The organism is Microbacterium sp. zg-YB36 (assembly GCF_024623575.2).
Classification (GTDB): Bacteria; Actinomycetota; Actinomycetes; order Actinomycetales; family Microbacteriaceae; genus Microbacterium.
Genome location: NZ_JANJFD020000001.1, coordinates 1,542,187 through 1,553,229, shown reverse-complemented (window position 1 = coordinate 1,553,229; position 11,043 = coordinate 1,542,187). Strand labels below are relative to the sequence as shown.

10 protein-coding genes are annotated in these 11,043 nt (G+C 70.5%); 5 read left to right on the top strand and 5 right to left on the bottom strand.

Features of this window, described 5'->3' with window-relative positions; genetic code table 11:
* Positions 1–6 precede the first annotated feature (6 nt).
* The 3 genes from NQ151_RS07990 to NQ151_RS07980 all read left to right on the top strand — a co-directional run bounded on the left by NQ151_RS07990 (position 7) and on the right by NQ151_RS07980 (position 1,007).
* On the top strand, positions 7–186 hold the full coding sequence (locus NQ151_RS07990; protein ID WP_257527652.1) for a hypothetical protein: 180 nt from the start codon (positions 7–9) through the stop codon (positions 184–186).
* 10 nt (positions 187–196) lie between these two features.
* Positions 197–325: a hypothetical protein gene (locus NQ151_RS07985; RefSeq protein WP_257507856.1), complete on the top strand. Its 129-nt coding sequence runs from the start codon at positions 197–199 to the stop codon at positions 323–325.
* A 103-nt stretch (positions 326–428) separates the two neighbouring features.
* On the top strand, positions 429–1,007 hold the full coding sequence (locus NQ151_RS07980; protein WP_257507857.1) for a hypothetical protein: 579 nt from the start codon (positions 429–431) through the stop codon (positions 1,005–1,007).
* 21 nt (positions 1,008–1,028) lie between these two features.
* Here the strand turns inward: NQ151_RS07980 and NQ151_RS07975 are convergent, their stop codons facing one another.
* Positions 1,029–3,110 carry an NAD(+) synthase gene (locus tag NQ151_RS07975; RefSeq protein ID WP_257507858.1) on the bottom strand — a complete coding sequence of 694 codons (2,082 nt, stop codon included), beginning with the start codon at positions 3,108–3,110 and terminating at the stop codon, positions 1,029–1,031.
* Positions 3,111–3,166: 56 nt separating this feature from the next.
* On the opposite strand from NQ151_RS07975, the gene NQ151_RS07970 reads away from it, so the two are divergent.
* A complete protein-coding gene (locus NQ151_RS07970) occupies positions 3,167–6,670 on the top strand; it encodes a TM0106 family RecB-like putative nuclease (protein ID WP_257527651.1) in 3,504 nt (1,167 codons plus the stop codon).
* Between the two features lie 48 nt (positions 6,671–6,718).
* Here NQ151_RS07970 and upp read toward each other — a convergent pair whose 3' ends face one another.
* Both upp and NQ151_RS07960 read right to left on the bottom strand, forming a co-directional pair.
* Complete coding sequence (upp, locus tag NQ151_RS07965; RefSeq protein WP_257527650.1) at positions 6,719–7,351, bottom strand: uracil phosphoribosyltransferase; 633 nt, start codon at positions 7,349–7,351, stop codon at positions 6,719–6,721.
* A gap of 161 nt (positions 7,352–7,512) precedes the next feature.
* Entirely contained in the window at positions 7,513–8,181 is a 669-nt protein-coding gene (locus tag NQ151_RS07960) for a hypothetical protein (protein WP_257527649.1), read from the bottom strand.
* A 139-nt stretch (positions 8,182–8,320) separates the two neighbouring features.
* Between NQ151_RS07960 and tadA the strand changes: the two genes are divergently transcribed.
* Positions 8,321–8,758 carry a tRNA adenosine(34) deaminase TadA gene (gene tadA, locus NQ151_RS07955; protein WP_257508725.1) on the top strand — a complete coding sequence of 146 codons (438 nt, stop codon included), beginning with the start codon at positions 8,321–8,323 and terminating at the stop codon, positions 8,756–8,758.
* A gap of 103 nt (positions 8,759–8,861) precedes the next feature.
* Here the strand turns inward: tadA and NQ151_RS07950 are convergent, their stop codons facing one another.
* Together NQ151_RS07950 and NQ151_RS07945 are read right to left on the bottom strand one after the other, a co-directional pair.
* Positions 8,862–9,821: a cation diffusion facilitator family transporter gene (locus NQ151_RS07950; RefSeq protein ID WP_257507862.1), complete on the bottom strand. Its 960-nt coding sequence runs from the start codon at positions 9,819–9,821 to the stop codon at positions 8,862–8,864.
* 23 nt (positions 9,822–9,844) lie between these two features.
* Positions 9,845–10,960: an alpha/beta fold hydrolase gene (locus NQ151_RS07945; protein WP_257527648.1), complete on the bottom strand. Its 1,116-nt coding sequence runs from the start codon at positions 10,958–10,960 to the stop codon at positions 9,845–9,847.
* Between the last annotated feature and the right edge of the window lie 83 nt (positions 10,961–11,043).

Sequence of the window (11,043 nt, the reverse complement as noted above, 5' to 3'; positions counted from 1 at the left end):
GGCGGCATGAACACAAGCACAGTGTGGACCGTCATCGGCGTCATCGTGGCGGTCATCATCGCGTGGATCCTGGTCAGCGTGCTGGGGAGCCTGCTCTGGTTCGTCGCCAAGCTGGCGATCGTCGCGGTGGTCGCGGTCATCGTCTTCCTGGTGCTGCGGTCGGTCTTCGCCGGTTCGCGGGACTGAGGCGGTCGCCATGAGCTCCGCCGGCCCTGACAAGAACAAGCCGTCCACGGCACGTGTGACCATCTGGCTCGTCGTCGGTGCGATCGGCGTGTACTTCCTGGCATCCGGGATCATCGGCATCGTCTCCGGAGGCAGCTGAGCCAACCGGGTTCTTTCTCACGGGGCGGGGTCGTGGCCCCCGCGACCGTTCTGGGAGAGGATGGGAGGACCGCCGGTCCAAGCCGGGGGGAGAGGCTCGACACATGGAATCGGTTCCGCTCGATACGCCAGACGGCATCACCGCGAGGCTCGGCTGGGACCCGGGCGTCAGCGTGCACGATCGTCGCCGGATCCTGACCCGCGAGATCATCGCCGGACTCCTTCGCTGCGAGACGCGCGAGATCCGCGTGGAACGCGAACCTCCTCGCGGGTACGGCTACCACACGCGCCTCATCGCGTCGCGCGATGGAGTGAACCTGCCCTACGCGGTCAAGACCGCCAGCTTCCGCGCCGCCACCGTCGTTGCCGTGTCCGATCCGGCCACGCCACTGGGCATCGACGTGCGCGACATGCATCCGGACGCCGCCGACATCCACATGATGCAGAAGCACTCGCACCTGCTGGATGAGAACAACATCCCCGCGCTCCTCGAGCACTGGACCAAGGTGCAGGCCGTCCTCGAAGCCGATGGCCGCGGCGTGCGCGTCGCAGCGGAGCATGTGCGGCTGGACCCGGCGCGACGCAAGGGATGGCTTCCCGACCGCAGGGCCGGGTACCACCTGGTCGACCTGTCCCGCGAGGGTTGGATCATCACGATGGCCTACGGGACCACCCCGGTCTGAGCCTCGCCGCGGCTGACCCGGCTACGACCCCGGCAGTGCGGCGTCGAGCTCAGCGAGCCACGCGCGGGCGTTGCCGTCGCTCGGCGCGCGCCAGTCCCCGCGCGGGGACAGCGAGCCCGCCGCCGAGACCTTCGGGCCATTGGGGATCGCGGAGCGCTTGAACTGCGCGAACCCGAAGTAGCGCTGCAGGAACACCCGCAACCACCGCACGATCGTGTCGCGGTCGTAGCCGTACCGATCGGCATCGGGGAAGCCGGGAGGCCACGCACCGGCATCCGGATCCTTCCACGCATGCTCGGCGAGGAACGCGATCTTCGACGGGCGGAAGCCATAGCGCAGCACGTAGAACAGCGTGAAGTCGTGCAGGGCGTACGGGCCGATGGTGTCCTCGGTCGACTGCACCTTGCCGTCTTCGCCCGCCGGCACGAGCTCGGGGCTGATCTCGGTGTCCAGCACCGAGCGCAGCACCGACACGGCGTCGTCACTCAGGCTCGTCGCGGCGTCGTCGGAGGCGGCTCCCGCCCCGGACGGGCGGTGCGCGATCACCCAGCGGATGATGTGCTGGATGAGGGTCTTGGGCACGCCCACGTTGACTGCGTAGTGGCTCATGTGGTCGCCGACGCCGTAGGTGGCCCAGCCGAGCGCGAGCTCGGACAGGTCGGACGTGCCGATGACGATCCCGTTCTCGCGGTTGGCGATGCGGAACAGGAAGTCGGTGCGCACGCCCGCCTGCACGTTCTCGAACGTGACGTCGTAGAGCGGCTCGCCCGCAGCGTACGGGTGCCCGATGCCCTTGAGCAGTTCGTTCGCGGCGGGGCGGATGTCGATCGTGGAGATCGTCGCCCCGATCGCTTCGGCGAGGGCGATCGCGTTGGACTTCGTGTGCTCGCTCGTCGCGAAGCCGGGCATCGTATAAGCGAGGATGTCGCTGCGGGGCCGCCCCATCCGGTCCATCGCCCGCGCCACGACCAGCAGCGCGTGCGTCGAGTCGAGGCCGCCGCTCACGCCGATCACCGGGCGCGGGCCGCCGATGGCACGCATCCGCTGCTCGAGCCCGGATACCTGGATGTTGAACGCCTCGTAGCAGTCCTGGTCCAGTCGTGCCGGGTCGTCCGGCACGAACGGGAATCGGTCCAGTGGCCGGCGCAGGCCGACGTCGGTCGCGGGCGGCTCCAGGAACAGCTCCACGGTGAGGAATTCCCCGCCGTCGGCGAGCCGGTTGTCGTCGAACGTGCCCTGGCGGATGCGGTCCTGACGCAGCCGGTCGAGGTCGACGTCGACGACGCTGCGCCGCGGTCCCTCCGGGAACCGGTCGGTCTCGGCCAGCAGCGTGCCGCCCTCGTAGACCATCGTCTGGCCGTCCCAGGAGAGGTCGTTGGTCGATTCGCCCATTCCCGCCGCCGCATACGCATACACCGCGAGGCAGCGCAGCGACTGCGACTGGCACAGGATCTTGCGGTCGTCGGCGCGGGCGATCGTGATCGGGCTGCCGGACAGGTTGGCGAGCACCGTCGCCCCCGCCAGCGCCGCGCGCGACGACGGCGGCACCGGCACCCACACGTCCTCGCAGACCTCGGCGTGCAGCACGAGCCCCGGAACGTCGCGCACGTCGAACAGCAGGTTGTTGCCGAAGACCGCCTCGTACTCACCGACGCGGATCGATTCACCCGCCCACGGTGTGCCGGCCGCGTACCAGCGCCGCTCGTAGAACTCCCGGTAGGTCGGCAGATACGACTTCGGTGCGACGCCGACCAACTCGCCGCGGTGGATCACCACGGCGCAGTTGTAGATGCGGTTGCGGTGACGAAGCGGAGCCCCGACGACGAGGACGGGAAACAGATCGGTGGATGCCTCGACGAGGCGCTCGATCGCGCGCTCGGTGGCATCCAGCACGGCATCCTGCATCACCAGGTCTTCGATCGAGTACCCGGTGAGGCAGAGCTCGGGGAAGATCGCGACAGCAACCGACTCGTCGTGGCATTCGCGCCACGAGGCGAGCACCGTCTCGGCGTTGGTCGCCGGGTCGGCGACGGCCAGCGGGATCGTGCACGCGGCGATGCGTGCGTACCCGTGCCGGTAGATGCTCTCGAAGGGGAGGCTCATCCTCCCAGTCTGGCACTGTCCGACCCCGCGGCTAGGGTCGAACGCGGAAGGTGGACATGCGATACATCGAAGACGAAGCCCGAATCGTCTGGAGCGCGAGCGACCTGAAGGCCGCTGCCGAGTGCGAGTTCGCTTGGCTGCGAGCAATCGACGCCAAGCTCGGACGGGTCGCCGCGGTCGAAGACCCCGAAGACCTCACTCTGGAACGCGCCGGCCGGCTGGGTATGGCGCACGAGCGTCGCGCGCTGGAGGCGTACCGCGAGAAGTACCCGAACGGGGTCGTGGAGATCCCGGAGGCGCGATCCACGGATGCCGCGGCTCTCGCCGACGCGGTCCAGCGCACCCAGGAAGCACTGCGCTCGGACGCGAAGGTGATCTATCAGGCCGCGTTCGCCGCCTCCGACTTCGTGGGCTTCGCCGACTTCCTGGTGCGTGACGACGCCACCGGCAGGTGGGTCGTGCAGGACACCAAGCTCGCTCGTCACGCGCGCGTCACGGCGCTGATGCAGTTGGCAGCATACGTCGTTCAGCTCGATGCGCTCGGCGTCGCGCGCGCCGACCGTGTGGAGCTGCTGCTGGGCGACGGCACCACGTCCACCCACGCGGTTCGCGACCTCCTGCCCACCTTCCGGTTGCGCCGCGCGCGGCTGCTGGCACTCATCGAGGACCGCGACGTGACGTCGGGGTCCGCCGGCGCGCCGATCCCATGGGGCGACCCCCGCGGCGAACTCGGCGTCATCGCGTGTGGACGCTGCGCCACCTGCGACCTGGAAGTCGTCGCGCACCGCGACCTGCTGCTGGTCGCCGGAATGCGCCCGGTGCAGCGCGACCGGATGCGGGCGGGCGGCATCACCACGATCGATCAGCTCGCCGCCGCGACCGAGGCGGTGCCGCGCATGTCGTGGGACACGTTCGCGGGGCTGCGGACGCAGGCGCGCCTGCAGCTGGACAGTCCCGCCGGCGTGCCCGAGCCCGATCCGGTGGGCGAGCCTGCGCAGCCGGACGAAACCCTCGCACCGACCCCCATCCCCACCTTCGAGGTCGTCTTCCCGCAGGCCCTCGGCGCCCTGCCGATGCCCGACGCCGGTGACCTGTTCTTCGACTTCGAGGGCGACCCGCTGTACACCGAGGGCGCCGGCACGACGTGGGGGATCGACTACCTGTTCGGGTGGGTCGACGTGCGCGAGCAGTACTCCGCGCTGTGGGCGCACAGCTTCGCGGAGGAGAAGGAGGCGTTCGAGCGCTTCCTCGATCTCATCGCGCTGCAGCGCCGGGAGCGGCCCGGCATGCACATCTACCACTACGCGCCCTACGAGCCCACGCACCTGCTGCAGATGGCCGCCCGCTACGGCGTGCGCGAGGGCGACGTCGACCGGCTGCTGCGCGACGGCGTCTTCGTCGACCTGTATCCGATCGTGCGGCGGGCGCTGCGGGTGGGTTCGCGGTCGTACTCCATCAAGAAGCTGGAGCCGCTGTACATGGGCGCCGAAGTGCGCACCAGCGACGTGCAGCGCGGCGACGATTCCATCGTGAAGTACGTGCAGGCCCGCGCCCACGCCGCGGACGGCGACGCCGCGGCATCCGAGGCCATCTTCGCCGACCTCGCCGACTACAACCGTTACGACTGCGTCTCCACCCGGCGGCTGCGCGACTGGCTCGTCGAGCGGGCGAAGGATGCCGGCATGCGACCTTCCGTCGAACCCGACCCGGTCGACTCCGGCTACGACCCGTCGCCGCGCGCCGAGGCGCTGGGCCGCATCACCGCCGACATGAACGAGGTCGACGCGCAGGCGCTGCGGCTGGCCGCCGCGGCCATCGACTACTACCCGCGCGAGCGCAAGACCTTCTGGGCGACGCATTTCCTGCGGCTACGGGAGCCGGTGTCGGTGTGGGCCGACAGCCGCGACGTCGTCGTCTTCGACGCCGAACGCTCCCGCGTCGTGCAGGACTGGCATCGCCCCGAGGGTGGACGGGTCGACCGCCGCCTGGTCGAACTGCGCGGCGAACCGGCCCCCGGCACCCGGCTGAAGCAGGGCGGCAAGCCGTTCCTCATCTACGAGCGCCCCGCGCCGTTCCCCGTCGACGCCGGTCCCCGGGCGCTGCACGCCGCCCGGTCGGCGGAGATCGTCGAGGTGCTCGACGACGGCGTGATCGTCAGCGAGACGCCCATCGACGGATTCACCTGGTCGCAGCTGCCGGTCGCGCTGACACCCGAAGGGCCTCCCGGTGCGGGCAGCCAGCAGGGTGCGATCGACGAGTGGGCGGATGCCGTCATCGCCGCTTCTCCCGCGATGCGGGCGGATGCCGCGACCGATCTGCTGCGCCGCATCCCGCCTCGTACCCGCTCCGGCGCGCTCGCGCGCGGCACCGGCGACATCGTGTCGGACATCACCGCCTCGATCGCCGACCTCGACGGCAGCTACCTGGCCGTGCAGGGGCCTCCCGGCACCGGCAAGACCTACGTCGGATCGCACGTGATCGCCCGGCTCGTCGCCGAGAAGGGCTTCCGCGTCGGCGTCGTCGCGCAGTCCCACGCGGTCGTGGAGAACATGCTCGACCGGGTCGTGGCCGCGGGAGTGCCGAAGACGCAGGTCGCCAAGGCGCTGAAGGAAGCCCCGACCGGCGAGGAGCCGTTCACCGTCATCGCCAAGAACGGCATGGCTGCATTCACCGCCGACCAGCCCGCCGGGTTCGTCGTCGGCGGCACCGCGTGGGACTTCTGCCACCCCGCCCGCATCCCGCGGGGGAGTCTTGACCTGCTCGTGATCGACGAGGCGGGCCAGTTCTCCCTGGCATCCACCATCGCCGTCTCGGTCGCCGCGTCCCGCCTGCTGCTGCTGGGCGACCCGCAGCAACTGCCGCAGGTGAGCCAGGGCACCCACCCCGAGCCGGTGGACACGTCAGCGCTGGGCTGGGTGATGGACGGCGCCGAGGTGATCGACGAGACGCACGGGTACTTCCTGGCGCAGACGTGGCGGATGCATCCGGCGGTCGCCGAGCCGGTGTCGCAACTGGCGTACGCCGGGGAGCTGGCATCGCACCCATCGTCGGCCGCGCGGCTGGTGACGGGCATCGATCCCGGCGTCCACCCGATCGCGGTGCGCCACCACGGCAACGCGACGCAGTCGCCGGAAGAAGCCGCCACGGTGGTCGCGCTGGTGCGCGACGTGGTCGGACGCGGGTGGACCGACGGCGCGGGTGCGCCGCCGCGACCGCTCACCCCGTCGGACATCATCGTGGTGACGCCGTACAACGCACAGCAGGTGGAGGTGGAGGAAGCCCTCGCCGCCGCCGGGTTCGGTGAGGTGCCGGTGGGTACCGTCGACCGGTTCCAGGGTCAGGAAGCGGCGATCGCGATCGTGTCGCTCGCGGCATCCAGCGGGCGTGACGCACCGCGTGGGCTGGAGTTCCTGCTGCTGCAGAACCGGCTCAACGTGGCCGTTTCGCGCGCGAAGTACGCCGCCTACGTCGTGTACGCGCCGGGACTGCTGGACGACCTGCCGCGCACTCCCGAGGGGGTGGCCCGCCTCAGCGCCTTCGCGCGTCTCGTGCGAGCGTGAAGGGCGGGCGGTGCGGGCGCGCGTTCGGCGCTCGCACCACCCGGTGGGTCAGACCGTGCCGTACAGGCGGTCGCCGGCGTCGCCCAGGCCCGGCACGATGTAGCCGTGCTCGTCGAGACGCTCGTCCAGGGCGCCCAGCACGAGGGTGACGTCACGGTCGCCGACCTGCTTCTGGATCGCGGCGACACCCTCCGGTGCGGCGAGGATGCAGATGGCGGTGACGTCCTGCGCACCGCGGGCGAAGAGGAAGTCGATGGCCGCACCCAGCGAGCCGCCGGTGGCGAGCATGGGGTCCAGCACGAAGCACTGCCGGTCGCTGAGATCGTCGGGCAGCCGCTCGGCGTAGGTCGCCGGCTGCAGCGTGACCTCGTCGCGCAGCATCCCGAGGAATCCCACCTCGGCGGTCGGCATCAGCCGGACCATGCCCTCGAGCATGCCCAGTCCCGCGCGCAGGATCGGCACCACGAGCGGGCGCGGCTCGCTGAGCTTGACGCCGGTCGTCTCGGTCACGGGTGTCCGGATGTCGACCGGCTCCACGTGCACATTGCGCGTCGCCTCATAGGCCAGCAGTGTGACGAGTTCCTCGACCAACTGCCGGAACATCGGTGACGGGGTGCGCTCATCGCGCAGCACCGTGAGTTTGTGAGTGATGAGGGGGTGGTCGGCCACGTGCACACGCATGGGTCCAGCCTACGGGGTGGGCTCCTGCGCTGCGGGCGCCTCTTTCTCGGGCCAGACCGACCGTGACGCGAAGTATGCGAATCTCGGGCCTGCTGCGGCATCCACGCGGCGTCCGCGCAGGCGATCGTGAGCCCGTGCCCGAACGCGGCTGGCGACGGGGATCATCGCGCCGGCGAGGGGTCGGCGACGACGGTCATCTGCGCGGGCAGTTTCCGGCGTAGGCGCGGGGGTGCGTCAGGGGAGAGTAACTCGGTCGCGGAGGTGAGCGCCACCGGCCCCTCCATGAGCCGCGTGGCCAGGCCCGGTTCGGCGCGGAGGGTCAGCCCGGACGGCAACGCCCCTCCGTTCAATACAGTGATGGTCGACGGCGACGCGGGAGTGATGCCGTCTTCAACCAAGACGCTGAGCGCCTCTCGCGCGTCGCCGGCGGCATCGCCGGGCCAGGCATGCGCGCGCAGCCGGGCGGGCCGCACCGTCGTGCGGGCGGGGGAAAGAGTGTCACGTCCCGCGGCGAGGTCGTCGGTGACGGTCAACTCACCGCCACCGCTGAGGCGGGGGTCTTCGGGGTGCGCCGGAGGGTGGGCTGGGGCGTCAGCGTCGATGTGGAGCCGCCGCACCACCGCCCACGGGTGACCGCCTCTGCCCCACACCGCCGTGCTGGAGAGCCACGCGAACCGCCCGTCGGGGAACCGTGCGAAGGCGGTGAACGTCGCGGCGTCGGTCGGCGGGGCCGTCGTGGTGAGGATGACGCCGTCCGGGTGCTCATCGAATGTGGCCACCGAGGCCGGGAACATCAGGTCACGTACGCGTGCCGTCGCACCGTCCGGCATCCGCTTCTCCTCCCGCCGTGAGCGAGTCTAGGGCGCAGCCCAACCCCCGGCCCAGGGGGTTGAAGTTCCCAGTCCGCGCCGGGCGGGCAATAGCCTGGAGCGCGTGAACCTGCCTGGGCGTGACACCGATCTCGTGGCGATGCAGCGCGCGCTCGAGCTGGCCGCCGAGGCGGCGGAGCACGGCGACATCCCGGTCGGAGCCGTGGTGACGGATGCCGCCGGCACGATCATCGGTGAGGGACGGAATCTGCGTGAGGCGACGCACGACCCGCTCGCGCACGCCGAGGTCGTCGCCCTGCGGGCGGCCGCGCAAGCGCTGGGCTCGTGGAACCTGTCGCGCTGCACGCTCGTGGTGACGCTGGAGCCGTGTCTGATGTGCGCGGGCGCCATCATCCAGTCGCACGTGGACCGGCTGGTGTTCGGCGCCTGGGACGACAAGGCCGGGGCGGCGGGCTCGATGTACGACGTCGTGCGGGACCGGCGGCTGCCGCACCGGGCCGAAGTGGTCGCCGGGGTGCGGCAGGACGAGGCATCCGCGCTTTTGCGTGACTTCTTCGGCGCACGCCGCGAGCCCTGAGCCCGGGCGCGCGGGCAGCGCGAATACTCACTCGAGACGACGAATACTCGCTCGGCGGCGTGAATACTCACTCGGCGGCGTGAATACTCACTCGGCAGCGGGGTCAGTCGATGGACGTGACGATGATGTCGCTGGTGGGCAGGCTACTCGGCGTGCGGCGGATGTCCGGCTCGATGTAGACCACGCGGGCGGCGGGGACGGCGGCGCGGATGCGGGATTCGATGTCGTCGATGTCCGCGGCCACCACGCCGAGCTGTTTGTCGGACGCGAACCCGACCTTCGCGGCGACCAGCAACTCGTCGGGACCCAGGTAGAGCGTCTTCATGTGAATGAGCGACTCGATCCCGGGGCTTCCTTCGATCGCCGCGACGATGCGGTCGTGGTCGGCGTCGGTGGCGCCCTCCCCGACCAGCAGGCTCTTGGTCTCCACGCCCAGCACGATGGCGACGAGGATCAGCAGCGCCCCGATCATGAGGGTGCCGATCGCGTCGAAGACCGGGTTGTGGGTGATCGCGGCCATGCCGACCCCGAACAGTGCGAACACCAGGCCGGTGAGCGCCGCGAGGTCCTCGAGCAGCACGACCGGCAGCTCCGGCGCCTTGGCCCGCCGCACGAACGCGACCCACGACGTGCCCTTCTCGCGCACGTGGTTGGACTCGCGCACCGCGGTGCGCAGCGAGAACGACTCCAGCACGATCGCGATGACCAGCACCGTCAGCGGGACCCAGACGTTCTCCAGCTCGTGCGGGTGCGTGAGCTTGTCGATGCCTTCGTAGATAGAGAACAGCCCGCCGACGGAGAACAGGATGATCGCCACCACGAAGGCGTAGACGTACCGCTCGCGGCCGTAGCCGAACGGGTGCTCGCTGTCGGCGTCGCGCTTGGCCCGCCGCCCGCCCAGCAGCAGGAGCAGCTGATTGCCGCTGTCGGCGACCGAGTGGATCGCCTCGGCGAGCATGGATGCCGAACCCGACAGCAGCCAGGCGACGAACTTCGCCAGCGCGATCCCGACGTTCGCGAGCAGCGCCGCGACGATCGCCTTTCCGCCACCCGATGCGCTCACGGCCGTCCCTCCGACGTCTTCGCTCAGTCCGAGGAGGCGATGACGATGGCCTCGGTGGGCGGGGCGGGGTTCGCCGGGCGGCCGATGTAGCCGATCGCGGCCAGCAGCTCGTGGCGGAACACCGCCGGGCGCTCCAGGTGCGGGGTGTGCCCGACATCTTCGAGCGCCAGCTCGACCACGTAGCCCCCGGCGTCGGCGTAGGCACCGAGCACATGGCGGGTCTGGGCAACCATCTCCTGCGGCGGCGCCACGTCGACGCCGGGCCACTCCGGCACGATGCCCAGCAGCCCCAGTTGGTTGACATCGGAGAACGAGGCATCCGAGACGACCACGTCCGCGGTGCCGTGGATCCACAGGATCGGCGGCTTGCGCTCCAGGTCCACGATGCCGGAGACGTCGAAGTACCGCGGCGCCACGGTGTTGAGCGCGCCGATGGGACCCGCCCCGTAGCCGGGCCAGTTGTCGCTGTGCACGCTGTCACCGGGGTAGTTGCCGGTGGCGGTGGAGGTGCTCAGCATCGACGCGACCCACACGTCCTCGTGCTCGGTGCGGTACCCGGGGGCCACGTAGGACGAACGGAAGACGTTGCGCGGAGACGTGGATGCCTCATCGCTGCTGTCGCCTGCGGTCAGCCGCTCGACGAAGTCCGGGTTGGCCGTACCCGCCCCGCAGCCGGCATCATCGGCGGTCAGCCGGCTGCCGTCGCGGCGGGTGCCGCCGAATCCGTAGGGGGAGACCGGCGACTCCAAGGTCAGGGAGAGCACCGGGTGATCCAGCGCGTACTGCATGACCACGCCCGCGCCCATTCCCCAGCCGACCAGGTGCGTCGCCGGCAGGTTCAGCGCCTCGAGCGTCGCGTGCACGTCGTCGCTGAAGTCACGGACGCCCCGCGTGGCGTCGACCGGCTCGTGATCGGTGTCGCCGTAGCCGCGCAGATCCACCGCGATCGGGCGCAGGTCGCCGGGCAGATCCTGCATGATCTCCTGCCAGAACAGGCTCGACGCCACGTTGCCGTGCACGAAAACGACGGTGCGGTCGGCGGGCGTGGCGGGATCGTCTGCGATGCGCTCGAGGATGTTGACCGTCAGGCGCGGCGTCTCAATGAGCCGCGCCGAGATCCCGTCGAGGAGGGTCTGCATGATGAGTCCTTCGTCTGCTCGGTGAGAGGGCCTCCGGGGCCGTTCCCGTGCTCGTCACTATAGCCGCGTGCCCGGTGACCGCC